Annotated in this window: 27 protein-coding genes; 21 read left to right on the plus strand and 6 right to left on the minus strand. The window is 46.2% G+C overall.

All coding sequences use genetic code 11. The features are described from left to right. Positions 1-8 precede the first annotated feature (8 nt). The 9 genes from NSS82_RS10990 to NSS82_RS11030 all read left to right on the plus strand — a co-directional run bounded on the left by NSS82_RS10990 (position 9) and on the right by NSS82_RS11030 (position 7,306). The gene (locus tag NSS82_RS10990; protein WP_341109815.1) at positions 9-3,707 is read left to right on the plus strand and encodes a pyocin knob domain-containing protein; all 3,699 of its coding nucleotides are present in this window, start codon (positions 9-11) and stop codon (positions 3,705-3,707) included. A 30-nt stretch (positions 3,708-3,737) separates the two neighbouring features. After that, the gene (locus tag NSS82_RS10995; RefSeq protein WP_341109816.1) at positions 3,738-4,304 is read left to right on the plus strand and encodes a hypothetical protein; all 567 of its coding nucleotides are present in this window, start codon (positions 3,738-3,740) and stop codon (positions 4,302-4,304) included. Further along, complete coding sequence (locus NSS82_RS11000) at positions 4,297-4,398, plus strand: CD1375 family protein (protein ID WP_254848733.1); 102 nt, start codon at positions 4,297-4,299, stop codon at positions 4,396-4,398. Before NSS82_RS10995 ends, NSS82_RS11000 begins: the two co-directional genes overlap by 8 nt. 85 nt (positions 4,399-4,483) lie before the next feature. After that, a complete protein-coding gene (locus NSS82_RS11005) occupies positions 4,484-4,780 on the plus strand; it encodes a hypothetical protein (RefSeq protein ID WP_076106565.1) in 297 nt (98 codons plus the stop codon). Next, positions 4,780-5,046: a phage holin family protein gene (locus tag NSS82_RS11010; protein WP_076316789.1), complete on the plus strand. Its 267-nt coding sequence runs from the start codon at positions 4,780-4,782 to the stop codon at positions 5,044-5,046. Before NSS82_RS11005 ends, NSS82_RS11010 begins: the two co-directional genes overlap by 1 nt. Next, positions 5,046-5,693, plus strand: a complete 648-nt coding sequence (locus NSS82_RS11015; protein WP_341109817.1) for a lysozyme — start codon at positions 5,046-5,048, stop codon at positions 5,691-5,693. Before NSS82_RS11010 ends, NSS82_RS11015 begins: the two co-directional genes overlap by 1 nt. Before the next feature lie 662 nt (positions 5,694-6,355). Then, positions 6,356-6,562 carry a transcriptional regulator gene (locus tag NSS82_RS11020; protein WP_076208693.1) on the plus strand — a complete coding sequence of 69 codons (207 nt, stop codon included), beginning with the start codon at positions 6,356-6,358 and terminating at the stop codon, positions 6,560-6,562. 97 nt (positions 6,563-6,659) lie between these two features. Continuing rightward, a complete protein-coding gene (locus tag NSS82_RS11025; protein ID WP_340395309.1) occupies positions 6,660-6,959 on the plus strand; it encodes a hypothetical protein in 300 nt (99 codons plus the stop codon). Between the two features lie 11 nt (positions 6,960-6,970). After that, positions 6,971-7,306 carry a YolD-like family protein gene (locus NSS82_RS11030; RefSeq protein ID WP_341109818.1) on the plus strand — a complete coding sequence of 112 codons (336 nt, stop codon included), beginning with the start codon at positions 6,971-6,973 and terminating at the stop codon, positions 7,304-7,306. Positions 7,307-7,363: 57 nt separating this feature from the next. On the opposite strand, the gene NSS82_RS11035 is transcribed toward NSS82_RS11030, so the two are convergent. Beyond that, positions 7,364-7,705, minus strand: coding sequence for a DUF4236 domain-containing protein (locus NSS82_RS11035; protein WP_341109819.1), 342 nt, complete (start codon positions 7,703-7,705; stop codon positions 7,364-7,366). A 306-nt stretch (positions 7,706-8,011) separates the two neighbouring features. Between NSS82_RS11035 and NSS82_RS11040 the strand changes: the two genes are divergently transcribed. Further along, the gene (locus NSS82_RS11040; protein WP_036678878.1) at positions 8,012-9,346 is read left to right on the plus strand and encodes a DRTGG domain-containing protein; all 1,335 of its coding nucleotides are present in this window, start codon (positions 8,012-8,014) and stop codon (positions 9,344-9,346) included. Between the two features lie 124 nt (positions 9,347-9,470). Here NSS82_RS11040 and NSS82_RS11045 read toward each other — a convergent pair whose 3' ends face one another. The 3 genes from NSS82_RS11045 to NSS82_RS11055 all read right to left on the minus strand — a co-directional run bounded on the left by NSS82_RS11045 (position 9,471) and on the right by NSS82_RS11055 (position 10,704). After that, positions 9,471-9,791 carry a YtpI family protein gene (locus NSS82_RS11045; protein WP_036678880.1) on the minus strand — a complete coding sequence of 107 codons (321 nt, stop codon included), beginning with the start codon at positions 9,789-9,791 and terminating at the stop codon, positions 9,471-9,473. Between the two features lie 83 nt (positions 9,792-9,874). Beyond that, positions 9,875-10,375 carry a DUF4044 domain-containing protein gene (locus NSS82_RS11050; protein WP_038569663.1) on the minus strand — a complete coding sequence of 167 codons (501 nt, stop codon included), beginning with the start codon at positions 10,373-10,375 and terminating at the stop codon, positions 9,875-9,877. A gap of 5 nt (positions 10,376-10,380) precedes the next feature. Continuing rightward, on the minus strand, positions 10,381-10,704 hold the full coding sequence (locus tag NSS82_RS11055; protein WP_036678886.1) for a YtrH family sporulation protein: 324 nt from the start codon (positions 10,702-10,704) through the stop codon (positions 10,381-10,383). A gap of 141 nt (positions 10,705-10,845) precedes the next feature. Between NSS82_RS11055 and NSS82_RS11060 the strand changes: the two genes are divergently transcribed. The 6 genes from NSS82_RS11060 to pyk all read left to right on the plus strand — a co-directional run bounded on the left by NSS82_RS11060 (position 10,846) and on the right by pyk (position 19,090). Next, positions 10,846-14,463, plus strand: a complete 3,618-nt coding sequence (locus NSS82_RS11060; protein ID WP_076272459.1) for a DNA polymerase III subunit alpha — start codon at positions 10,846-10,848, stop codon at positions 14,461-14,463. 74 nt (positions 14,464-14,537) lie between these two features. Continuing rightward, complete coding sequence (locus NSS82_RS11065; RefSeq protein WP_036678892.1) at positions 14,538-15,038, plus strand: phosphatidylglycerophosphatase A family protein; 501 nt, start codon at positions 14,538-14,540, stop codon at positions 15,036-15,038. Between the two features lie 146 nt (positions 15,039-15,184). Next, positions 15,185-15,373, plus strand: a complete 189-nt coding sequence (locus tag NSS82_RS11070) for a hypothetical protein (RefSeq protein ID WP_036678895.1) — start codon at positions 15,185-15,187, stop codon at positions 15,371-15,373. Between the two features lie 72 nt (positions 15,374-15,445). Further along, a complete protein-coding gene (gene accD / locus NSS82_RS11075; protein ID WP_076272458.1) occupies positions 15,446-16,339 on the plus strand; it encodes an acetyl-CoA carboxylase, carboxyltransferase subunit beta in 894 nt (297 codons plus the stop codon). 1 nt (position 16,340) lies between these two features. Continuing rightward, positions 16,341-17,342 carry an acetyl-CoA carboxylase carboxyltransferase subunit alpha gene (locus tag NSS82_RS11080; protein WP_036678900.1) on the plus strand — a complete coding sequence of 334 codons (1,002 nt, stop codon included), beginning with the start codon at positions 16,341-16,343 and terminating at the stop codon, positions 17,340-17,342. Positions 17,343-17,671: 329 nt separating this feature from the next. Next, complete coding sequence (gene pyk, locus NSS82_RS11085; protein ID WP_038569666.1) at positions 17,672-19,090, plus strand: pyruvate kinase; 1,419 nt, start codon at positions 17,672-17,674, stop codon at positions 19,088-19,090. Positions 19,091-19,275: 185 nt separating this feature from the next. Here pyk and NSS82_RS11090 read toward each other — a convergent pair whose 3' ends face one another. Beyond that, the gene (locus NSS82_RS11090; RefSeq protein WP_256717582.1) at positions 19,276-19,977 is read right to left on the minus strand and encodes a G1 family glutamic endopeptidase; all 702 of its coding nucleotides are present in this window, start codon (positions 19,975-19,977) and stop codon (positions 19,276-19,278) included. Between the two features lie 127 nt (positions 19,978-20,104). Here NSS82_RS11090 and NSS82_RS11095 point away from each other — a divergent pair, with 127 nt between their 5' ends. Genes NSS82_RS11095 through NSS82_RS11105 form a run of 3 tightly spaced genes read left to right on the plus strand, consistent with a single transcriptional unit; the run spans position 20,105 to position 22,251 of the window. Then, on the plus strand, positions 20,105-21,289 hold the full coding sequence (locus NSS82_RS11095; protein ID WP_036678905.1) for an MFS transporter: 1,185 nt from the start codon (positions 20,105-20,107) through the stop codon (positions 21,287-21,289). A gap of 39 nt (positions 21,290-21,328) precedes the next feature. Then, entirely contained in the window at positions 21,329-21,856 is a 528-nt protein-coding gene (locus NSS82_RS11100; RefSeq protein ID WP_038569667.1) for an acyl-CoA thioesterase, read from the plus strand. Next, the gene (locus tag NSS82_RS11105; protein ID WP_036678910.1) at positions 21,853-22,251 is read left to right on the plus strand and encodes an FxsA family protein; all 399 of its coding nucleotides are present in this window, start codon (positions 21,853-21,855) and stop codon (positions 22,249-22,251) included. The genes NSS82_RS11100 and NSS82_RS11105 overlap by 4 nt, the downstream gene beginning before the upstream one ends. 89 nt (positions 22,252-22,340) lie before the next feature. On the opposite strand, the gene ytvI is transcribed toward NSS82_RS11105, so the two are convergent. After that, positions 22,341-23,456 carry a sporulation integral membrane protein YtvI gene (gene ytvI, locus NSS82_RS11110; RefSeq protein WP_036678913.1) on the minus strand — a complete coding sequence of 372 codons (1,116 nt, stop codon included), beginning with the start codon at positions 23,454-23,456 and terminating at the stop codon, positions 22,341-22,343. A 397-nt stretch (positions 23,457-23,853) separates the two neighbouring features. Between ytvI and citZ the strand changes: the two genes are divergently transcribed. Next, positions 23,854-24,966, plus strand: coding sequence for a citrate synthase (gene citZ, locus NSS82_RS11115; protein ID WP_036678915.1), 1,113 nt, complete (start codon positions 23,854-23,856; stop codon positions 24,964-24,966). A gap of 147 nt (positions 24,967-25,113) precedes the next feature. Further along, entirely contained in the window at positions 25,114-26,409 is a 1,296-nt protein-coding gene (gene icd / locus NSS82_RS11120) for an NADP-dependent isocitrate dehydrogenase (protein WP_036678918.1), read from the plus strand. Positions 26,410-26,431 lie beyond the last annotated feature (22 nt).

The raw sequence follows: 26,431 nt of genomic DNA on the forward strand, positions 1-26,431 counted from the left end.
GGAATAAAGTGGCATTTAATGAAAAGCTTCCTGAATGGCAGGAACCAGGTATAGAGCCGCCAGAGAGTAAGCGAAAGACAGGTTGGCAGATCAACGACAAACCTCCAGCCGCATGGCTAAATTGGTATTTTAACAGAGTTTATAAAGTTTTCCAGGAGATCCGCAGCAAGTTTGATACGCATACAGAAGATAACAATATACATGTCACAGCAGCTAAACAAACCGCATGGAATGTCAAAGAAACTCCTGAAGGAGCGCAGACAAAGGCGGACGCAGCTCGTGAAGCAGCAAAGGCAGCTTCGATTCCATTGGCGCAGAAAGGTGCTGCTAGTGGTGTGGCTCTCTTGGAAGCAAACAAACTAATGGTTGCTGATGGAACAGTACTATCTAGTAGAATATCTGAACGCGTTCTTGGATTTTCATTCTCAAACAGCGTAGCTAATCAAAGAATTGACTTATATACAACTGGTGCATTGTCAGGCTACATTGAGGTGTCTGTGACGGCTAGTTGGAATGCAGTGAACGCAGCTGGTAAAATGACGAAGCGTTTTAATGTGGTTGCTGCTGCTACTACCCTAAATTATCAGAGCACGCAATACCCAGAAGTAACGGGTCTTATCAATCAGCACATATCTATATCTGATATTAGTTGGGACGCCACTAACTCTCGTTGGAAAATAAGTATAGAAGCACGACATGCGCCAGGGGCTGCTATTGCCTTTGCTGTATCTGTAAAGCATGCGAGCCCTACTGCGCCACCAACGTGGAATCTGAGTGCTGTTTACAGCGGCGCAGCACCTACTGCACTACCTGTAGCAGTACAGACAATTCCCGACGACACCGTGCTTCAGTCCGGGCAGGAGTTCCAGAAGTACAAGCTCACTGATAACAGCGGAAAGGTCATCCGTCTCGCCCCTAGTACGGACCTAAACACAGTTAACCGCAACGGGCAGTACGATGGTTACCCTCTTGTAAACGCACCGGGGAACAACACAACAGCGTGGTTCTTCATCGAGGTTTTCTCCCACTCACAGAACCCGGATACTATCCTCTTTCAACGCGCTACTACTTTCGCTACTGTACCGAGATCTTACATTCGGGAGTGCTATAACAGCGTGTGGGGAGAGTGGATCGAGGAAGAAAATGCTAGCCGCAAGAACGTCGCGAATGGGTATTTGGGTCTGGATGCAACTGCGCTTGTCCCGGACGCTAGACTATCCCCTAACATTTCTAGGTTGGCAACAAGACTAGTAACAGACACTAACCTAAATGACGTCATTGGAGAAGGTACTTATCACTGTGATTCAAACGCTGTAGCGGGCACGATCCTTAATATACCACCCGCGATAGCTAATTTAGCTTTCGGCTTACGGGTCACTAAGACCGCTGGTGCAGTCGGATTCAATCAGGACATATACTGTTACTCACTTGCGGGAACAACCTCACCTAAGCGGTACACGAGAAACTACTACAATGGTACATGGTCTTCTTGGCAGGAAATAGAGACGACAGCTTCCAAAGGAGTAGCTAACGGATACGCAGGACTGGATAGTGCGGCACGAGTTCCACGAATAAACACCTACAATGAGTTTGCTGGGTACTCCACAGTAACCGACTTCAATGCAGCCCTAACAGCGGGAGTCTACTCTGTATCAAACACTGCGTTAAACAGCCCTATAGGCGATTACGGGCATGTGGAAATTATCATTAATAACAAGGAAGTACATGATAACGTAGGGAACTGGATATGGCAAAAGTTCTACGCTACTGGTGGTGGGACATACGTCCGCCGTAAGCTTAACGAGAGAGCATGGGACCCGTGGGTTCCTGCGTGGAGCGGTTACAATGACTCCCCTATATTTATGACGAGGGCTTTGCTAGCGAATAACACGGACCTGAATAAGGTCATCACTAACGGTATTTGGAACATCTACCAGCCTACCGGGATCACGAACGCACCTCCTGTAACATACGGTCTTATGTCTGTGTATAGAGCAGACTCCACAACCAACTATATCAAGCAAGAGATAATTGACATCATACCGGGTACTATCTACACCAGAAGCAGAAATGGGGGCACCGCGTGGAGCCCTTGGGTAACTACTATTACCAGTGCTGGTGGCAACTTTACTGGCGCTGTATCAAGAACCTATGGAGGTTCTTCGGTTAAATATAACAATGTGGCTTCTTACTACTACGGCGGCGCGAACAATACAGGCACACTAAAAATAACGCTCCCGGTTTCTTGGAATAATGCCATGATGAACATCAAAATAACTGGATTTGATTACTCTACTCGTGGTTCATGGGAGCTTTCGCTTGGTTGCTATAACTTCTCTACTGGATGGAGCATGCTTTCAGCTTCCGTAGTATCGTATAGCGGAACAAGTTTACCATTTTCGTCCGTACGTTTCGCTCATGATGGTAGTAAATGCTGTATCCTTCTTGGGAACACTGCTACTATCTGGCAATACCCATCTATAGAGATAACCGAAGTATTGGCTTCTCACAATGGAGCTACTGGGTTGGGTGGAGATTGGACGATGAGCGTCATAACGTCTGAGACAGGCATTTCCGGCGCTCTTTCTACTCCTATAACATGGGGGAATGCTGACTCAGTAGGTGGATATTCTGCTGCGCAGGTTACACAAGGTACACTTGCCTATGCTGTTACCTCTGGTACTGCTCCAACACTGGTGGCTACTTTTAATCCGGCAGTTGCAGCCTTGACAGCGGGTTTACGCGTAACCATTAAAGCACATGCAGCTACAACAGGTCCGGTTACACTCAATGTAAATGGTCTAGGCGCTAAATCTATCAAAAAGCCAAATGGCAATAACCCGCCTTTGGCTCTTGGTGGTGTCTATACGGTTGTATACGATGGAACGGCTTTTATCTTACAGGGTGAAGGGGGGGAATATGGAACAGCAGAAGCAGCGCAGGTATTGTCAGGTTATACAGTTGGTAGAGAGAATGGGGTGGTCAATGGGACAATGCCGGACAGAACTAGAGCCGGAGACAGCTTAACCTATACCACAGCCTTGTCAGCTAAAGGGGATGGATTAGGGAGCCTTGTCATGGAACCTCAGACGGGGTACTATGCTTCTGGACTTAATTCCGGTGGATTTGGGACACTGTTATCCGTTGATCCAAACTATGTACCCGCAAGTATACTGTCCACTAAAACCGTCTTTGGAGTTCAGGGTTCTGTTCCTGTTATCTCTGGGGTTGATGTAGCTTCGGGTGTGGGGAGATGGGGAAACGGTGATCTAGCTGTCTACCCACTGGAAGGTTATAGAAAAGGCGGGATGGGTGCTGGAGAAATAAAAGTGACTGTAGCGCAACTGAATTCTGCTGGACTACCACAAGTTGCCTCCGGCACGATTGAATCTGGTGGTCTTGAGACGTACACAAGGGCTGATGGTAGCACAGTTATAGCCGCATCACTAATCGTTTCGGGACTAACTTTCAAGCCCACCGTGATTATTGTAAAGAACGGGAATTTAAATAACACAAACAAGGATCATATCGTATACGATGCTAGGATGGATGTTAACTACAGAATAACAACACTAGGAGCAAGAACAACGAGTAATCCAGAATTACACATATTTAGAGAGGCATCACCTGTATACGTGAACAGTACGGGTTTTAAACTACCAGTCATAAACGGATACTATCCCTATACATGGATTGCAATACAGTAGAAAACCGCCAGATACTTTATAGGAGGGATTATGATGGAAATCGGAATGAAAATATACTTTGAAAAAGCAACAGGAAACGTGGTAGTAAATACGGGTGAACAGGTAGGTAGGTTGGTAGTGGAGACAACCGAGGATCAGGACTTTGCAACATATAAGGCGCTGGCTGAACGGGTCCGCGATACCATTGGTGTAGTAAAGCTCAAATACGGTCAGTTCCGTCGAGAATTTGCGGAGTGTAATGGCTACCGTGTTAATCCAGATACCGAAGATTTAGAGTTTACCTATCCGGGCGAGGTTCCAGCAGAGGTGCTAATTAAACGTATCGAAATGGTAGAGGGAGAAAGTGCTAAAACGGTTCAGGAGCTAGAACAAACCAATAAGAAACTTGTAGAGACCTTGGAAAGACTTGATCAAACTGAAACCCAATTGCAAGAAGCGCAGCTTGCTCTTACGGAAAATTATGAAGAGTTACAGACTGCCAAACATGAGGCGGCAGACGCACAATTGGCGCTCACAGAGCTTTATGAGCTGGTACTTGCCGGACAACCCGTAGCACCTACAGACCCCGTTGAGGGAGGTGAAGAAGACAATGCCTAAAGTATATGCAAGCTTGATCCGTAAAGGACTTAAGAAGTTGGAGCAAGTACCGGAGATTATCCGTGAGGATGTCGCAGCAGAGTTAAAAGAATAGATTAAATTGCTAGCGCCACATAGTAGGCGTTTTTATTTTGCCCTCGGGATTCCCGGGGGCTATTTATATTGAGGGGGAAACGGGAGTGGAGCCTACAACGATCGTAGCAATGATTGCGGCAGTAAGTGGGGTTGTCTTGGGCTGGACGGGGAAAACCCAAGCATTTAAAAAGGATGTTGCACAAGAGGCTGGTAATGGTGCGTCACTTCGTACTGACGTTGAGTATATCAAACGGGGCGTGGATGATATGCGTTTAGAGCAGCGAGCCCAGGGGCAGAGATTTGATTTACTTTCAGAGCGTGTAACGCGTATTGAAGAGGCTTCTAAATCGTATCACAAGCGGCTTGACCGATTTGAAGAAAATAGAAGAGGTGATTTGTAATGGAATGGAATGCAATTATGGAGTTTATTAATCCCGAATTAATGGCTGTCGTTGTAGCTTGTTGGATCATAGGCTATGTTTTGAAAAAAACGCCGAAAGTGCCAGATTGGAGTATTGTATACATCGTTACGCTGATGGCCATCGTATTTGCTGTACTGATGTTAGGGTTTGTCATTACAAGCTTTATACAAGGCATCCTATGTGGTGCTGTAGCTGTATATGGTAACCAACTGGTCAAGCAGTCTCGTAAAGCGGGTGATGAGTAATGAGTCGCAAAATTTCGCAAGTGGGAATTTCCCTTATCAAGTCTTTTGAGGGCTGCCGTCTGACGGCGTACAAGCCTGTGCCTACTGAAACACACTGGACAATCGGATGGGGTCACTATGGTCCAGATGTTAAAGCAGGTATGACCATCACGCAGGCACAGGCTGACAGTATGCTTCTATCCGATCTGGCAAAGTATGAGGCATATGTTAATGATGCGTCGTACGTGCCGGTTACAGCGTGGCTCAGTCAAAATCAATTTGATGCACTCACAAGTTTTTGCTACAACTGCGGCAACGGCAGCCTTAAAAAACTTTGCGTAGGGCGGACGATAACAGAGATCGCTCAGAACATTACTAAGTACAACAAAGGCGGCGGCAATGTTTTGGCTGGTCTAGTAAGACGGCGTAAGGCGGAACTCGATCTGTTCAATAAAGAAGACGTATTAATCAAAAAAGAATCCCCAAATGCCAAGGAGGACGATACTTTGGAACTGACTAATTATCAATGGACATTGCTGCAAACACAGGTTAAGACTCTCCTGACAGCTGGTACGATCAATGACAAGACTTGGCTTGATAAGATCGACAAAAAGACGTTGACGACATCTGAGCTTGCGTGGCTGTCGTTTATTGTTGCTAAAAAGTAAATGCTCAAACGTTTGAGATTATGAAAAAGCCCTACTAACCTAAATAAGGTCAGTGGGGCTTTTTTGTTATATGGATTAAAGGCGTCCACTGGCTTTAATTAGTGCTGCGATCGAGAGGACCAATGCAGCCACAATAACTATCCAGGTAATCACGTTCAGCATATTCCTTCCTCCTTTAGAGGGGCCGCAGCCCCCGCGTTACTTAAAGAAAATCTTCGAAACTGATGGTGACTGTTCAAGATCAAAAAGCTCATCCTCTGTTATCCAAATTTCATTTGATCCCCCAAAACTCCAGAGAACTATAGCTAACCTCGCCATTTCCGTATTTCCTCCTGTGTATGCCCGCCGGCTAATTGTATCGTTCAAACCGTTTATGTTATGATTGGATGGAGAGTAAGGGGTGCAACCCTTACTCTCCGGGAACCTATTTACGTTTGCGTGGTCCGCGGCGTTTTTTGGTTCCTTTCTTTTTTTCCTTTAGCAGCAGCGTTGCGGTAATGAGTTGAATGATTGCTGTAAGGAGCGTAACCCAATCTTTCATATGCCTTGTTCACCTCCTTTCTTATCTTAATTATATACTGGTACCAGTATATTGTCAACATATTTCTATACTGGTAACAGTATATTTTTTGTGGTATCCTATAGCAAAGGGGTGATAACCTATGGAACAGCAAGGTAAGGCATCAACACGCGCAAAGGATAAGTACAACGCCGCAAATTATGATCAAGTGAAACTTTGGGTTAAGAAAGGTGACAGGGAGAGGATTGACGCTGTTGCTAAGCAACTTGATAAGAGTCGCAACGCCTTTATTTTGGAAGCGATAGAAGAAAAGATAGCAAGAGAATATACAGAGCCGCCACAGGAGTAGTCCTGTACGGCTCTTTTTTGTCATAAAAAACCATTGATTAAAAAACCAATAAGCGCATATAATACAAACAAGCGTTCTTATTTTGGGAGCGTTATTTATGTTAAGCGATACACCGCGTAAGCTTTTATTGATCATTACTCATTACTCACGACATTTTGGTCGTCTCCCTTCATTGCCTGAGTTAGAACGATTGAGTGGACGAATGCCAGTTGATATCCGAAATGGGTTGAAAGAGTTGACGGAGGAAAACTATATCGAATGGAATCCAAATACACCACCTGAAATGGCCTGCATTATCTCTGGTTGGGAAAGAGATAATCCATCACACCGAGATCCAGAAGAGGCACAAAAGGTTAAAAATGTACCTAGCAGCGCTGACTATTGGCTGTATTATTAGGGGGTATATCTATGAAGAGAAAGAAACTCGAAGGTAATGGATTGTGGGAAAGTAGCAGGATGATTATGCCTGAGCATAAAATCAGGATTCTGGACGATGTGCTCAATGAAGAGACACGTAAAAAACCTGATTTAGATTCCCAAGCATTATCAGAAATTTCACAGGTATTAGCTCAATCATTAGAGGATTGTAGTCCGATCACACTTACATTGTTTGATCCGATTGAGAACAAATCAATCCATGGCATAGTTATGAGGGTTGACCGTCAGCTGGGTCAGATTAAGTTTCGTCATGATGATGATTGGGATTGGATTAAAATAGAGAATGTTGTAGGTGCGAATACATAGTAAATTCCCAAGCGCTTACGAATTTAAAAACCCCGCCTTTTGATTGGCGGGGTTTAGCTATGTAAAGATGATAAGAATCACAATCAATAGAGCAAAGGCAATACCTATAAACTTAAATATAGTAAGATTCTTTTTTCGATTTTCAATTTGTTTTGGTGTCATTTCATCCACGTTTAGTGTTGGGTTGCTACGACTAGATTGTGACGATTTCCCTTCACCAATTTTTTTAGAGTATGAAAGCCCGGTTCCAGGAAGTGATACTGTAGCCCTTTTTCCACTCGGACCAGCACTAACTCGCGCACCTTTTACACCGGCGCTAATTCCAACGCCCTTTTTACCTACGTTCAACTTTACACCGCCACCAAGATTTATAGACTTTCTAAATCTGAACGATCCCATATTAATCACTCCAACAAGGAAATTTATTCCTATTGTATAATACATTAAGGAATGATGATATATAAGTTATCATTGTTAGTGTTTGCACTCGAAATGTGGGTTGGTTTATTTTTAACGTAGCACATGAAAGAAATAACTAAAAAATCACAATATTAATGAAAGTACGCGAAACTAAACGGCAGTTTATTAATAGTTAAGATAATAAAGAACCGTATATAGTGTATTAATGAAAGGTTGCGCAGGTAAGCGAAAGTATATAATATATAGGTACAGTATAGTACAGATCGGAGCATGGGGGTGTAACAGTTGGAAGGTCAAGGCGATGCGATTACTAAACACGAGCAACTGCTGCAGCATATTGAAAGTCTTAAGGTAGGCACCAAAATATCTGTTCGCAAGCTCGCCAAAGAAATGTTAGTCAGCGAAGGGACTGCTTACCGTGCAGTGAAGGAAGCTGAGAATCTCGGGATAGTCATCACGAAGGAACGGATTGGTACAGTTCGTGTAGAAAAGAAACCTCGGAACATTTCAGAGCAGCTGACGTTTGGCGATGTAGTTGATATTGTTGAAGGGCATGTGCTTGGCGGGGCAAGTGGACTAAATAAACATCTGCATAAATACGTGATCGGGGCGATGAAAGTCGATGCGATGATCCGTTATATAGACGCTGACAGTCTGTTGATTGTGGGTAACCGCGATGATGTTCACTCTCTAGCGCTGGAGCAGGGTGCAGGGGTTCTGGTAACAGGGGGCTTCGGGACGAGCCGTGAAGTGAAGGCATTGGCAGACGAGCTGGATCTTCCCATTATTTCTTCGAGACATGACACGTTTACCGTCGCTTCAATGATTAACCGTGCTATTTTTGATAGATTGATAAAGAAAAAAATTATGCTGGTAGAGGATATTATCGACAGCAAACCGCGCCTGAATACGTTAAAAATCTCTAGCACCGTCGGTGAGCTACGACAGGTTTCTGAGGAAACTGGAGAGCAGCGCTTTCCCGTTACGGATGAATGGAACCGAGTCATTGGCATTATCGGTCGCCGTGATGTAGAGGAATTGACGGAAGGGCAGATCATTGAAAAAGCGATGATTCGCAGTCCGGTTACGGCTGCACTGCAAACCTCACTAGCCTCCGCGGCCCAGATCATGATGTGGGAGGGCGTGGATTTTCTGCCCATAGTGGACCGTAACCGCAAACTGGTAGGCTCCCTAACCCGTAAAGAAGTGCTGCAAAGCTTACGCGATGTTCGGAACCAACCTCAGCTGGGAGAGACTTTTGATCATCTCATTTGGAATGGTTTTGCGGATGAGCGGGACGAAGAGGGACGATTGTTCTTCCATGGCTTTATTACGCCGCAGATGGCCACGGATCTTGGGACGATTTCTGAGGGGATATTGTCTACGCTTATGACGCTTTCGGCATTTAAAGCAGCTAAGGACATCACAGGAAATGATTATGTACTAGATAATATGTCCACTTATTTTATCCGACCGGTACAGATCGAACACGCGATCATTGTAATGCCGAGACTGCTCGAAATCAGCCGCCGTACCTGTAAGCTTGAGATTGAGATCAGCCACTCGGATACTCTGGTAGCCAAAGCTGTTCTGATGCTGCAATCCATTGATCATGGCTAAAGAATGGTTTGCTAGCTGGATAGCATCCGGTAAATAGGATCGTATACATGCTAAATAGACTGCCCTCATCATTGATTGAGAGGGGAGTCTATTTTATTCTTTTCCTATTCCGTCAGAGCAGCAGCTAGGCTTTTGACTGGTGTTGTTCCTGGCTGCGGCTACGGCTGTAAAAACTATAGCTGCGTAGACCCGAGAAGATGTTGAACGCACCAATCAGCAGAAAGGCAGCTTCAACAATAATATTAACGGTAGAGCCGCGAAACAAAAACATGGATATCAAGGATAGCGTTACGAGCATAGCACCGAGCATCACATTCATGACGGAGCGTTTCAGCCCTTTATCTTGGGGATTTAAGGCACGGCGGGAGGATATGCTGAACACAGCGGCACCGATTACAAAGATCACCAGCAGGATAAACAATAAATACTTGATAAATAAAACCATGGACAGCCAGCTCCTTTATCGTGTCTTGCAGTAGCCAAGAAGTAATTTCCACGTCTGTCCATTATTGTATCACACGATGGCTGTCAGCTGCGCTTAAAAGGACTGATTTCTACCCAGATTTGCAGGACACCTTCCATGACGAGCATGGTTCGGATTTTGACAGAGTATTCCTTGTCACGCACAATGTATAGCTTGCCATCCAACAGCAGTCTAACCAGTTTGCTGTCAGTATCAATATCGAACATGCTGCGGCCGCGCATCGGTTCCAGATCTGAGCCCATTTGGCTTATGATTAATTTTACAGTTACGGGGTCAAGTGGGGTATCTTCTTTGGATTTGCTTTCCTCCGATCGAATTTTGATTTCTCTGATCACGGTTGAGGTATTATTGTATTTTTTGAGTGTCTGAATATCTTTTTGATATTGCTCGATCTGTACACGCAGATCTTGATTATGAAGCCATAATACGTTATATCCTACATGGTAAATAGCATTGTATATGACAGCTCCTACGACGATCCCTAGCATGAATATAGCGGAGATCTGGGTGAATCTGCGAAAACGACTGAATGGTGGAACTCTCACTGGCGTTACCCCCTGCCGCACACCCATTTTACTAGCTCACTGCCCATATGTGCTCCTAGAAAAGCGAAGGCAAGATACATGATTTGTTTGATGGCGGGGGAGAGGTTGCCTCCAATCATGTTACTTTCAATGACCCGTAAGGGGTCCATAGTACCTCCTACAGCGGCTGCTAGTGCCCATATTTTAATCCGATCTGCCACATCCAGCATCGTTTGCGTCGGCGGTTGCAGGGATACAACGGCGCCGATTCCGCCGAGCATAGCTCCGCCAAGCACGATGCCGAAGGCGATAAAGAAGTCGAGGATAGCTTTGCTCATAAAAATGCTCATACAGGCCCCTTCCCGGACGAGGCATTTACAAGCTTTGCCTGTCCTTATGCTCTTAATCCATTGTATGGGCGGGTCCCCCTTTAATATGATAAAATAGTTTCATCTTATGTTTGATTTTTGCAGTAGAGAGGAAGTGGGGTTATGAGCCCTTTCGTGCATTTGCATGTGCACAGCGAATACAGTTTACTGGACGGGGCGGCGCGCATTACCGATCTCGTGCGCCGGGCCGGCGAATACGGCATGAAGTCGCTGGCGCTTACGGATCATGGAGTGATGTACGGGGCCATCCCCTTTTATAAAGCGTGTAAAGAGAATGGAATCAAGCCGATTATTGGCTGTGAAGCTTATTTAACCGCGGGTTCACGCCGTGAGCGGGGCAGTCGAAAAGATCAACCGATCTACCACTTGATTCTGCTCGTCAAGAATGAAACCGGCTACAAGAACCTGATGAAGCTGATCTCTATCGGCCATCTGGAAGGCCATCATTATAAACCCCGGATCGATATGGAAGTGTTGGCAGCTCATTCAGAGGGGATTATCTGCCTTAGTGCTTGTCTGGGCGGAGAAGTGCCGCAGCATCTGCTGCATGGTCGTGATGAGGAGGCGCGAAAGGCTGCGCTGCGATATAAGGCGATTTTTGGCGAAGATTTCTATCTGGAGCTGCAAGACCACGGGATCTCCGAGCAAAAGAGAGTGAATCCCAAGCTGATCGCCCTTGCCGGGGAATGTGAAATTCCACTTGTGGTGACGAATGATGTCCATTATTTGGCGAAGGAAGATGCTGAGGTTCAGGATGTGCTGATCTGCATCGGAACAGGCAAAACGGTGGATGATGAGGAACGTCTCAAGATCGGAACAGATCAGCTGTTTCTAAAAAGCAGCGAGCAAATGGCGGCATTGTTTCCGCATGTGCCGCAGGCTATCGCCAATACCTTATTGATCGCAGAAAAATGTAATTTGGAGCTTACCTTCGGCAATCATATTCTGCCTGCCTATTCTCCGCTCCCTGAAGGCATGGATTCCGCTGCTTATTTGCGTGAGCTGTGCTGGAAGGGGATGGAGGAACGATATATAGATACACCGCAATGGGCTACACCTGAGCAAAGAGAGACGGCTGAGAAGCGTCTCACCTATGAGCTGGGCGTTATCGAGAGTATGGGCTTCAGCGATTATTTTCTAATTGTGTGGGATTTTATTGCTTATTGTCATCGTCAGGGAATTGCTACGGGACCCGGACGGGGATCTTCCGCGGGTAGTCTCACCGCATACGCTTTGCGAATAACTGACGTGGACCCATTGAAATATAACTTGCTCTTTGAACGTTTTCTAAATCCAGAACGGATCACCATGCCGGATATTGATATCGATTTTAGCGATGAACGGCGTGATGAGGTTATTGGTTATGTAGTGGAGAAATACGGCAAAGAACATGTGGCGCAAATTATTACTTTCGGAACTATGGCTGCACGGGCTGCCGTTCGTGATGTAGGCAGGGTGCTGAATTTGCCTTATAACGAGGTAGACAAAGCTGCCAAGCTTATACCTGGACAACTAGGGATCAGCCTTGCCAGGGCGCTGGAGAGTACACCAGATCTTAAAGCACTGTATGATAGCAATCCAAAGATTAAAGGGTTGCTGGATATGGCTATGAAGGTCGAGGGCATGCCCCGCCATGCTTCGACACATGCCGCTGGGGTTGTTATCTCGAAAGGTCCGTTGACCGATGCAGTCCCACTTCAGGAAGGTAACGAAAGTACGGCGTTAACCCAATACTCTATGGAGCATTTGGAGAGCGTCGGGCTGCTGAAAATGGATTTTCTGGGTTTGCGCACGTTGTCGATTATCGAACGCTGCATGAATTCGATTAGTGAAATGAGCGGAAGTGTTCCAGATTTCCGTGTCATCCCAGATCATGATCCAGCTACGTATGAAATGCTTGGTGCTGGTGAGACAACAGGGGTCTTCCAGCTGGAGTCGGCGGGCGTTAGACGAGTACTTAAAGATCTGAAGCCTAACGGCTTTGAAGATATTGTATCGGTTCTAGCGCTGTATCGTCCGGGTCCGATGGAATTTATCCCGAAATATATAGCAGGCAAACACGGTGAGATTGAAGTAGAGTATCCACATTCTGATTTGAAGGCTATTTTAGCGGACACCTATGGGATCATTGTGTATCAGGAACAGATCATGCAGATTGCTTCTCTGATGGCGGGCTTCTCGTTAGGAGAAGCGGATCTGCTCCGTCGAGCGGTCTCTAAGAAAAAACGTGAGACTCTGGATAAGGAACGGAGCCATTTTGTTCAAGGCAGCTTGCAGCAGGGGTATAATGAAACGGATGCGAATGCTGTTTATGATATGATCGTGCGCTTTGCCGATTACGGCTTCCCGCGTGCTCATGCCGCGGCTTACGGAGTGTTGGCTTTCCAGACAGCTTATCTCAAGGCACATTATCCGGTGCAGTTTATGGCGTCTATGTTGACCGCTGTAATGGGCACTCACCGCAAGGTAGCGGAGTATGTGCTGGACTGCCGCCGCACGGGCATCGGCGTGTTGCCGCCGGATGTGAACGAGAGCGGCGTATTGTTTACTCCGGTTCCAGGCGAAGGAACCGGAACCGGAACCGGGCATATCCGCTTTGGACTCGCAGCCATTAAGAACGTCGGCACGCTGGCAGTGGAGAACATTATGGCGGTCCGCAAGGAGCGTCCGTTCGACAGTCTGCTAGATTTCTGTCGACGTGTGGACCTGCGGGTCTGCAATAAGCGGGTAGTGGAATCATTGCTGCAGGCGGGAGCTTTTGACTGTCTGCCGGGTCACCGCGCCCAGCTGCTGGCTATGCTGGACGAGACGGTTGACGCTGCGCTGAAATGGCGCAAGGAGCGGGATGAGCTGCAAATCCAGCTGTTCGACGATTTGGTGGAGACACCGAACTGGGAAATCCGCTATCCGGATATCCCTAAGTTCACCATTGGCCAGCAGCTGGAGATGGAACGTGAGCTGCTGGGGTTATATCTTTCGGGCCATCCGCTTGATGATAGCGCGGAGCTGCTTGAGGAGCCCGGTATGCAGCGGCTGATGGATCTTGGTGAAGCCGCGGATGAGAGCCAGACGGTTACGGCCGGAATGGTCGTATCCGTTAAGGAAATTACGACGAAGCAAGGAAAATCGATGGCCTTCGTCGAATGGGAAGATCAGATCGAGCGCTGCGAGGTCGTGCTCTTCCCTGAGGTGTGGAAGCGAAGCCGCAGCTTGATTGCCAAGGGCGCGCTGCTGGCCTTGCGCGCCAAGGTGCAGCAGGAAGACGAAGGCTTCAAGCTGCTGGCCGAGGAAGTGGCGCTGCTGTCTGCGGAGGCTCTCCGCGGGCTATTGCAGCGCCGTAGTGCCGCCGCGTCCCGCTCGTACAGCGCGGGACGCTTGGCCTCGGCAGGAGCGCCGCCACGCGGCGCAGCTCCTGCTTCCCGGACCAGCGGTGCCGTCACTGGTCCGCCTGCAACACCTGCACAGGCCGCGCCAACAACAGCGGCGACCTCAGGCCAGCGTGTCTTTATCAAGATCACGCCGGCCTCAGAGAATGCAGCGTTGCTGTCGCGCCTGAAAGAGCTGCTGCAGAATCATCCCGGTCCAGCTGCGACGCTTCTGTTCTATGAACAGGATCAGAAGCTCCTAGCTCTTAGCGATAATTATCGAATTAAGCCGTCCGAGGAACTTTTCGCGGCGATCGAGGTTATGCTGGGTGCAGGTACGGTAAGAATAAAATAAGAACAATTCTCCCCTTTTCCGCATACATTAGGAAACCACAGGGCACATCCCTGTACGGAAAGGGGAGTCGCAGCATGTCCTATCAAATGGCAGTAGATCTGTTGGAACGCAGAGGTGTATCACTTTCCTCCATTGCTGAAATCGTATATATTTTACAATCGGTTTATTATCCTGGTTTAACCAAGGATGAATGTCTGTCCAGCGTCAAGTCTGTTTTGGGCAAAAGAGAAGTGCAGTATACTTTAATGACAGGTGTTGCTCTTGATGAATTAGCCGAGAAAAAACTGCTTCCGCAGCCGCTGCAGGCGGTAATGGAGGCTGATGAATCCCTCTACGGAGCGGACGAGACTCTGGCACTTGGTATAACAGGGGTATATGGGATGATCGGACTGACAGGTTTTGGGTATTTGGACAAAATAAAGCTTGGAATCATTGGTGAACTGAACGATGATAAAGGTAGAATTCATGTGTTCTTGGATGACCTTGTTGCCGGCATTGCTGCCGCCGCTTCCGCCAGAATTGCTCATCGGCATGAAGGGGCAAAAGTATATCCTTTAGGCACGGACAAGGAATAATTGAGCCCCTTTATTTCGTTTGAACAAGTTCCTCAGTCTTGCTTCCTATGCCCTACTCCTGTTGCGGGAAAAAAGAAAACTGTGTTATCATAATTCCATTATACGGGATACGGCTGGGAATTAAGATTGGGGAGGCCTTGCAGGGCATGTGGACGGTAATATATATCGCGCCGACCGCCAGAGTGGCGGATATGATTAAGAGTAAGCTAACAGAAGAAGGTTTTTTGGTAGAATGCCGTCCAATCAATATGTCCAAGCAGCAGTTTGAGATATTGGTTCCTTCAGGTGAACTGGAGGAAGTACAGGAAGTCCTTAATCTTATTCTGCATCCCTGAGTTTCTTACAAGACAAAAGTCATGACAGCGGCAAGCTGCATAACGCAAATAAACGGCTGAAGAGGTGCGGGTGTGTTCAAAGATTTATTTCAGAAGAAACGGAAGTACGCGACTATTCCTTCAGAACGTCTGGAGCGGAGCGGCGGGCCTGCGGAAGGCGAACGCCCCAAACGTGAAATCCCTGAAGGATTAATGAGCAAATGTAATAAATGCGGAACGATCCAGTATAGTAAGGAATTAGAGAAGAACCTAAAGGTATGTCCTACTTGTGGTCACCACTTGCGCCTAAATGCTGTGGAGCGCATTGCAATGACATTAGACCCTGAGGGCTTTATTGAGTTTGACAGTGAAATGTATTCTATCGACCCGCTGAAATTTCCGGGTTACGCTTCCAAAGTGGAGCAACAGCAGCTGAAATCTGGACAAACTGAAGCCGTAATTACGGGTCAGGGTTCCATTGGTGGCCATCCAGTCATCGTAGCTGTGATGAATTTTGAATTTTTCTCAGGCAGTATGGGCTCTGTAGTAGGTGAGAAGATCACCCGTGCGATAGAAGAGGCCACGGAGCAACAGCTTCCACTCCTTATTTTCTCTACTTCAGGTGGAGCGAGAATGCAGGAGAGTATTCTTAGTCTAATGCAAATGGCGAAGACCAGCGCTGCGCTGGCTCGTTTTAACGAGGTTGGAGGTCTTTACATCTCGATAATTACGGATCCTACTACCGGTGGAGTATCTGCGAGTTTTGCCAGCCTTGGTGATATAATTATTGCAGAGCCTGGAGCGGTATTTGGTTTCGCAGGACGTATAGTCATTGAGCAGACCATTCGCCAGAAGCTTCCGGATGATTTCCAGACCGCTGAATTTAATCTTCAGCATGGGTTGCTTGATATGGTCGTGCACCGCAAAGAAATGCGCGCTACATTGACTAAAATTTTGGAGCTGCATGACGTGAAAGGGGGATTTTAGGTTGGCAGGAGAGTTGCCTTTTGAAATGCCTCTGGTAGAAATGCGCAAGAAGATTGCTGAACTGAAACAGTTTGGCGAAGAGAAGGGTATTGATTTTACGGACGAGGTAGCTAGGCTGGAAGAGCGATACCGTGTGCTGGAGGAAGAAATATATTCTAATATCTCTCCTTCGCAAAAAATGCATTTGGCTAGACATCAAGGACGTCCGACTTCCCTTGATCTTATGGGGCAGATCTTCACAGATTTTATTGAGCTCCACGGTGATCGGATGTTTGGGGATGATCTTGCTATTGTAGGCGGCATCGGTAAACTAAATGGGTTGCCGGTTACAGTTATTGGCCAGCAGCGCGGTAAAGACACCAAAGAGAATATTTTACGATTCTTCGGCAGTGCACACCCTGAGGGCTTCCGTAAAGCGCTGCGTCTGATGCAGCAAGCGGACAAGTTCAAACGTCCCATTATTACCTTCGTGGATACGAAAGGTGCATACCCAGGCAACACAGCCGAGGAAAGAGGTCAATCCGAAGCGATTGCCCGTAATTTACGCGAGATGTCTCAGTTTGGTGTCCCTGTAATCTGTGTGGTCATCGGTGAAGGCGGAAGCGGTGGCGCCCTGGCATTGGCGGTTGGAAATAGAGTGCTCATGCTGGAACATGCCATTTATTCGGCGATATCTCCAAACGGAGCGGCCTCTATTCTGTGGAAGGATGCTTCGAAGGCTGATCAAGCGGCAGAAGCCATGAAGATAACGGCTGCTGATCTGCTTGAGATGGAAGTTATAGAAGAGATCGTACCAGAGCCTAAAGGCGGCGCTCATCGGGATTACGAAGCAACGGCAGCGGCGATTAAGGATGCATTATGGCGGCATCTGCAGGAGCTAACCCAGATGAACTCAGTGGAATTGAAGGATGATCGATACCGTAAATTCCGTAAAATTGGTGAGTTTGCAGAGGCTCAGCAGGAACAAATTTTCATTGAAGAAGAAGTGAAGTCAGAAGTGTAAAAGTGCAAAATCATTTGCACTTTAAGACATATAGCTATACTTAGTGGGTCTTTTGGATATAGTGTAAAATATACAATTTATTGGAATTAAAATAATCTCGATCCACTAACGGGATTATTTTAATTTTTTTATGTTTACAGAAAATTCGACTTAAAGTTACACCCAAAAGTGCCTACAACATTGATTTTGTGTCTGGTTTGCAGTAATATTCATAAGGGCGTACTTAAAGGCACATGTGACAAAGTTCCTATTTTATTAGTTAGCCTTGTAGTAGATTTTGTAGTTGGAAAAAGTGAGACAGAGAGAACGAAAAAACGGAGGAAAACCTAATGCGGAAAAGTAAAATTGTATGTACGATCGGACCTGCGAGTGAATCGTTGGAGAATATCAAAAAATTGATTTTGGCTGGTATGAATGTGGCCCGTCTGAATTTCTCCCACGGCGATTTCGAAGAGCACGGTGCTCGGATCAATACGATCCGTCAAGCATCTAAGGAACTGAACAAAACAGTTGCTATCCTGCTCGATACTAAAGGACCGGAGATTCGCACAGGCAAGCTGGAAGTAGAACCGATTGAACTTGTTCAGGACGAGTACCTGACACTGACTACGGAAGAGATCCTTGGTAATCAAGATCGTATTTCCATCACGTACAGCGAACTTCCTAACGATGTTCAAGTAGGATCCACAATCCTTATTGATGACGGTCTGATTGGTTTGACAGTTGTCGACATTCAAGGTACAGAAATCAAGACCCGTATTGTAAACGGTGGTACGATTAAGAGCAAGAAGGGCGTTAACGTACCAGGAGTAAACATCTCCTTGCCGGGTATTACGGAAAAAGACACCAACGATATTCTTTTTGGTATCGAACAGGACATCGATTTTATCGCCGCTTCCTTCGTTCGCAAAGCTAGCGACGTTCAGGAAATTCGTGAGCTGCTTGAGAAAAACAACGCTTCTCACATCCAAATCATTTCCAAAATCGAAAACCAACAAGGTGTTGACAACCTTGATGAAATTTTAGAAGCTTCTGACGGCCTGATGGTTGCTCGTGGTGACCTTGGTGTTGAAATCCCAGCTGAAGATGTACCTTTGGCTCAAAAATTGATGATTCAAAAATGTAACGTTGCTGGTAAACCAGTTATCACAGCTACACAAATGTTGGATTCCATGCAACGCAACCCACGTCCTACTCGCGCTGAAGCAAGTGACGTAGCAAACGCTATTTTAGATGGAACAGATGCAATCATGCTTTCCGGAGAAACTGCTGCTGGTAAATATCCAGTAGAATCCGTACTTACAATGTCCCGCATTGCTGAGAAAGCGGAATCCGCTCTGAACCACCATGAAATCTTCATGAAACAACAAACTGCACAAGAAACTACAGTTACAGAAGCAATCAGCCAATCCGTTGCAATTTCTGCTTTGGATCTGAACGCTAAGGCTATCATTTCTTCGACTGTAACAGGTCATACTGCACGCGTTGTTTCCAAATACCGTCCTAAAGCACCAATCATTGCCGTTACAACACAAGAAAGAACTATGCGTCAATTGTCCCTCGTTTGGGGCGTAACGCCAGTGTTCGGACAAGTTGCATCTTCCACAGATGAGCTGCTGGAAACAGCAATCAAAGGTGGTAAGGATTCCGGTCTGGTTCAAACTGGTGACCTAGTTGTGATTACTGCAGGAATTCCACTTGGACGTTCTGGTTCCACTAACTTGGTAAAAGTAAGCACAATCGAGTAGTTTTCGACTGGCCTCACCTGTTTAACAGGTTCCATAGAGCTTAATTAAAGGGTTGTCTCAACTGTAGTGTAAATCTACAAGCGAGGCAGCCCTTTTTTCGTGTTTATCAACATATTCGATTGAAGATTATGTTAAATCCATTTATGCTGTTAGTAACAAATCTTGAATGACAGGTTCGAGAATTTTTATTTGGGGTATGTTCGTTTGACAGTAAAAGAATCCCCACGATGGTTTGGACAAGAAGGAACGGCGATAGTAGCGTTATTTTGCACCATGATTCCTCCCATATTTAGGGTAAGCCTCGGACTTTTGCCATTAATTCGACAGCAATAGAAGCAAGTAGGGGAGACGCGCGCCAGCTTTGCGATCGAGCCGTCTACCTCGGGAGCCTCCATAATCCATTCACCAGAGGTTTGTGGTCCGTTGTATCGCTGCAATGTTCGAAAAATCCAATTTCGGCTCAAATTGCGGAGCGTAATCGTCCATTTGTTGCGGCCTACCTTCGTGATGTTAGCTTTTATATGGTCTCCAGGGCTCACTGGAAGGGGAATTACCGTTTCAACATCAGGTAGGATTTCCCACCAAGCGTAATACCGGGCACGACCATTTACGAATTCATGGCCTGTTCCCGTTTGGATCAGGCTGCTGTTCTTGAAACCGTCGATTCCAATCCAAGCAGAGGAATAGGAAGGTTTAGAGGTTGGTTTTACGGAGGGAACGATCCATTCGCCGGCAATGCGGTTAAGGGTCCCCTTTTTTCCAGTGATTGTATACCCGCTCCAGTTTGTTGAAGACCAGCCGAAGCCGGAGCTTTGAAATTTGTTCGCATTAGATTTGTCTTTTAGACATGGATGATTGACCCGAATAGAATTTTGTTTATCATTCAACTTGTCCACCGCCTTTATAGTACTGCTATATTAAATGCGGTGATTACATAGGAAGTACGGGTGTTCTGCTAAAATATAAGAGAGTGCAATGCTTGATTAAGAAGCTGGAGAGGATTTGTAGCTTAAAATGGAAAAATTATCGAAGCTGCGTGGCTTTTATCTGTTTTTAGGATTGGCCGGTGGTTCATTTGGCTCATATCTAACGCTGCTGCTTGTACACAATGGACTTGATAGCGGGCAAATAGGTATACTAATGGCAACAGGCACGCTAATTGCGATCACGATTCAGCCAATATGGGGAATTGTCTCGGATCGGTATAATCAGACACGTTTGGTACTAATCCTAAGTGTGGCGATACCGGCTTTATTAGCGGTCTTTTACCGTTCGGAATATTTTATAGTGTTACTGCTGGTGTATACCCTCTCAACAATCTTTTCCTCAACACAGGCGCCTATAGCCGATTCTTACGCGATTTCAGCGGCGAAGAGGGCTGGGGCTACTTATGGTAGTATAAGGCTTATGATGAGCATTGGAGCGGCTGTGGGAGCCTATTTAGGCGGATTGTATGTATCGTCCTTCTCTGTATCCACGATATGGCTGCCCTTTCTTATGTTTAATCTAATAGCGGTTCTTATTGCATTGACGCTGCCGAAGCAGGCAGAAGAGAATCATATGATGCGGCAATCGTTTTCTCAGGGGGTTAAAAAGCTGCTGGGGAATCGGGTGTTCCTAGCGTTTTTGGGTGGCAGTTTTCTTGTGAACCAGACGATGACTGCTTTTGGAACCTACTTCGTTATCGCGTTTCAGTCGGTTGGAGGTTCAACTCGTTATGCAGGAATTGCGCTTTTTCTCGCATCTGTAACGAACGTGCCCTCCATGCTGTTTGCTTCCAAGGTAATCAAAAAGCTGGGTCGCGAGCGGACGCTGCTCCTTGGTGCACTTATTTATGTCTTGCGGTGGGGCATTCAGGTGGCATTCCCTTATCCATCCGTAATGATTGGAGTGCAGGTACTGCATGGTCTGTCATTCGGGTTCTTTTATATTGCTGCCGTTGAATATGTATCTCAGATCACCTCTAACGAGATGCAGGCGACTGGGCAAAGTGTTTTTAATATGGTGTTCTCGGGTTTTGCCGGTGTTGTTGGCAATTTATTAAATGGATTCTTGCTCAATCAAGGCGGTGTAGAAGTGATGAACCTGTCTTGTATGTTGAGTTCAATCGCAGGAGCGATGCTGCTATTTTATGTCGCCAGAAGCTCCCGAAGCAAACTATCAACGACAAAGCTATCTTCAGACGGGGCCAGGGCATAAAGCTCTCCCTGCTGCCTATGCCGAAAGGAGTATTTATAAATGGAATTACAGCAAGACGGCTTGCGAAGCCGGTGGTATGAATCGACCCTGCGTGTTCGATACCAGGAAAGTGATCAGATGGGCGTTGTGTATCATGCGAATTATTTGAACTGGTTTGAGTCTGGCCGTACGGAGTTGTTACGTCAGCTTGGCTTTACTTATCGTGAGCTTGAGAATCAGGGAGTGCTGCTTCCTGTTACCTCAGCCGATTTGCAATTTAAAAGTCCGGCGCGATATGATGATCTTATCTCCGTGTATGCGCGAATGACTACCTTTTCGGCGTTAAGAGTCGCATTTGAGTATCAGGTGCGGAGGCTCTCGGAAGCAGAAGGTAGGAATTTAGAGGGTTCAGCGGCTACTTTGGGACAATTGCGGTCGATGGACCTCCCCGGGGAACTGCTGGTTACCGGCTCGACAAATCATGTTTGGGTGAATCGAGAATGGAAGCCTGCCAGGCTGGATAGAGCCCTTCCGGAGCTGTTTCACGCGATTAAAGGAGCGCTGCGGGAAGAAAGGGGTTCTGTATGATTAGAAGCAAATGGTTGTGGGCTGCATTATTTATCATTCCTGCCGTGGAATTATTCGGCTTTATCTTTGTAGCAGATCAGCTTGGAGCATTCAAAACGCTGCTGCTTATGTTGACCACCTCGGTTATCGGTTTATTGATGATGCGTTTCGAAGGGAATAAGGTGCTGCAAGACAGCAGAACACATATGCAGGAGGGACGCGTTCCTGGCCGGACGATGCTGGATGGCCTATGCATTTTTTTCGGGGGCTTACTGCTGATCTTACCTGGTTTCGTAACGGATATTGTAGGTTTCTCCTTGGTGTTTCCGTTGACTCGGCCTTTGTATCGTATATTTTTGCTGAAGTGGATTGAGAAAAAGATGAAAAACGGCACCTTCACTTTTTACCGCCGCTAGTTATAATCAAAACAAAAACAGAGCGGATCCCCGTCATTGATAGGGATCCGCTCTGTTTTGCTATTCTAGGAATTGTAGGGTATTGTTTATTATCTTAGTCTTCCGCTGACAATATAGCTGTGTAACGCGTGAAATACACCTGCTCGGTTAAAGGCTACAAGGATAACTAGAATAACGGGACCGATGATCAGCCCAAGCATGCCGAACAGCTGCAAACCTGCAAACATACCGACCAGCATAGCAAGGGGATCAAGCCCAATGCTGCTGGCGAGCACTTTCGGCTCAAGCACTTGGCGGGTTATAAGGATAACGGCATATAGGATAGTAAGTCCGATCCCCAGTGCCAGATTGTCTGTCATGTAAGAGTATAAAGCCCAGGGAATCATTACGATTCCAACCCCTAAATAAGGCAGCAGATCCACAAAACCAATCATTAAGCCAATAGCGAAAGCAGATTTTACACCCAAGAGCAGCAACCCGATCACGACAATGACCGCTGTAATCGAGATGAGGATTAGCTGAGCCCGGAGATAGCCGAAGAGAGCTTTTCGCAGATCCCGCCAGATATCCGATACAGGCTTTAAGAACGGTGCTGGCAGCCAGCTTGTGAGTTTGGCATTATGTCTTTCCCAGCTAGTACTAATAAAAAAGGCAGCGAGAACGACCACGATAAGAATTGTACCCATACTGGGTAGAGCAGAGATCAGCTTTAAGATCACATTAAAAAATCCGGTCACCACTTGCGTAACTGCGTAACCAACTGTTTCCGTTGTTCTGCTGATATTGCTGTCAATGGTGGCGTGATAGTCAGGATTGTCGCGGTAGAACTGATTTATCTGGTTAATGATATTCTGTATGCTTGCATTCTGGCTCAAAGACAGCAGAAGCTCTCTCCATTGGTCCGTATGAAGATTAAAGGTCTGCAGCAGCACGATCAATTCTTTCACTAGCCTTGTAATCATCGCGGTCAGTACTAGTGCGGTTCCGCCTATGTAAAATAGCAGCGAGAGCGACACTGCGAGCCACGCTGGGAGCTTAAGACCTTTAAGAATCAACACTAGTGGATGCATGATATAAGCGAGCAACCAAGCGAGCAGGAGGGGGTATAACAGCGGAAGCAATAAATAGATTGCCAGCAGGAGGATAGAGGTAGCCAGAACGACCCACAGGCCGCGCAGCAGTCTTTTTAATGCTAATCGGTCCATACGAAGATCTACACCTCCTTCATTCCTGCTGATGCAGGGGAATAAAAGCTCGTCTTCATATATATTCATAGAACGTATTTAAAGACTAGGAAACGGGATAAATATTGGGCTGAGCCGGATGCTATAAACTAAAATCTCAACTGTGAATCAAGGGTTTAGAAGTTTTTTTCTATCTCTGTGATAAAATCATTTGATGCGCTGCAAAGCTTCCACATTGTTCACATAACCGACAAAATCCAGTATGATGAATAAAGATTCGATTACGAAAGTCAGACAACATCCTCGCCGGATATGTCCTTGAACTGCACTTATTAGATTTTTCAATGCTTTAAATTGGAAATGTTTTCATGAAACCGAGAATGCTTTTTATACCTTGTTGGCAAAGGAGAGATATGCTATGACAGCTACCAAAGGCTTGGAAGGTATCGTTGCAACAACTTCATCCATTAGCTCTATTGTGGATGGGGTACTCACTTACCGTGGTTATGATATTGATGATCTCGCAGAAAATGCTACCTTCGAAGAAACCGCTTATTTATTGTGGTTTGGCAGTCTACCAACAACACCAGAGCTGGAAGCGCTCAAACGGGATTTCAGTGCTTTCGCACGGATTCCTGAGCCAGTTATCGAGCAAATGAAGCTCTATCCAAAAGACACCAACACCATGGCAGCATTGCGGACTGCTGTATCAAGCCTTGCTCTCTATGATGAAGCGGCTGACGATATGAGTAGAGAAGCTAACGAGATTAAAGCAGTAAAACTACAGGCTCAGCTCCCGACGGTTGTGGCAGCCCTATCGCGTATTCGCAAAGGTCTGGAACCTGTGGCTCCTAAAGAAGGCGTCTCGATTGCCGAGAACTTCCTGTATATGCTATGGGGAAAAGAGCCTGACAGTGTATCTGTTAAAGCGCTTGATACCGCACTTGTGCTTCATGCGGACCATGAGCTGAATGCTTCAACTTTTGCAGGCCGGGTTACGGTTGCAACCTTGTCCGATATTTATTCAGGCGTAACCTCTGCTATCGGTGCACTCAAGGGTCCACTTCACGGTGGGGCGAATGAAGCCGTTATGAAGATGCTTGAAGAGATCGGAAGTTTGGAAGCGGTTGAACCTTATATTCGTAAGAAGCTGGATAACCGTGAGAAGATCATGGGCTTCGGCCATAGAGTATACAAGAATGGTGATCCACGTGCTAAACATCTGATGAAAATGTCACTTGAACTTGGCACAATGAAGAATGATACTACGCTGTATGATATGTCCGTAAATATCGAGGAATTGATTACCGGACAAAAGGGACTTAAACCAAATGTTGATTTCTATTCGGCATCAGTTTATACACAGCTGGGTATTGAACGTGAGCTGTTCACTCCTATCTTTGCAATTAGCCGGACTTCAGGCTGGACTGCGCATATTCTGGAGCAATATACAGATAACCGTATTATCCGGCCACGTGCAGAATACACAGGTATGATTGAACAGAAATACGTTCCAGTAGACGAAAGATAAAAGGGCAGCCTTGCAGGCTGCTCCTAAAGTTTAGTAGAATGAACCCTAGAATATATGCAATAATGCATATTCATACGTAGAGAGTTTTGTTCGAGGCTTGTCCATGAGAAATTAAATCCCACAAAACTTTAGGAGGAATACACTCAAATGTTGAAACTAGAAAAATTCGATCTGCCAACAGAAGGCGAACAAATCACAATTAAAGATGGTAAACTGCAGGTTCCTAATCATCCAATCATTCCTTTTATCGAGGGTGACGGCACAGGCCGTGATATTTGGAAGGCTTCCAAACGCGTACTTGATGCAGCAGTAACTAAAGCTTATGGCGGCACAAAGCAAATCGCTTGGTACGAAGTTTTTGCTGGCGAAAAAGCCTTCAATACATATGGCGAATGGCTGCCAAATGATACATTGGAGGCAATCCGTGAATATTTTGTAGCTATTAAAGGTCCGCTTACGACTCCAATCGGAGGCGGTATTCGTTCATTGAACGTAGCTTTGCGTCAAGAGTTGGATTTGTACGTATGTCTGCGTCCAGTTCGTTATTTCGAAGGGGTTCCTTCTCCTGTTAAACGTCCTGAGCTGGTGGATATGGTTATTTTCCGTGAGAATACGGAGGATATTTATGCAGGGATTGAATATCAAGAAGGTTCTGCTGAAGTGAAGAAAGTCATCGAATTCCTGCAAAAAGAGATGGGAGTTAACAAAATCCGTTTCCCTGAAACTTCTGGTATTGGTATCAAACCAGTATCCTCCGAAGGTTCGAAACGTTTGGTGCGCGCTGCGATTGAATATGCGATCAAACACGGACGCAAGAGCGTAACGCTTGTGCACAAAGGAAACATCATGAAGTTCACTGAAGGTGCCTTCAAAAACTGGGGTTATGAAGTTGCTGAGCAAGAGTTCGGAGATAAGGTCTTCACTTGGAATCAATATGATGTGATTAAAGAACGTGAAGGTGAAGCTGCTGCCAATGCTGCTCAGAAGGATGCTGAAGCTGCAGGCAAAATCATCATCAAGGATGCCATTGCGGATATCGCATTGCAACAAGTTCTGACTCGTCCGACTGATTTTGATGTTATTGCTACCTTGAACCTGAACGGGGACTACCTGTCTGACGCGCTTGCTGCGCAAATCGGCGGTATCGGTATCGCTCCTGGAGCGAACATTAACTATATTTCTGGACATGCGATTTTTGAAGCCACTCATGGCACCGCACCTAAATATGCAGACAAAGATGTTGTGAACCCTGGTTCCGTGATTCTGTCCGGTGTAATGTTGCTGGAGCATCTGGGCTGGCAGGAAGCAGCAGATCTGATTTATAAAGGTATGGAAACAGCTATTAATAACAAGACCGTGACTTATGACTTTGCCCGCCTGATGGAAGGCGCAACTGAACTGAAATGCTCTGCATTTGCCGACGAGATTATTAATCACCTCTAAGAGACTGGCTCAACCAACTGAA

Origin of the sequence: Paenibacillus sp. FSL H7-0735 (genome assembly GCF_038008505.1) — a bacterium.
Classification (GTDB): Bacteria; Bacillota; Bacilli; order Paenibacillales; family Paenibacillaceae; genus Paenibacillus_AQ; species Paenibacillus_AQ odorifer.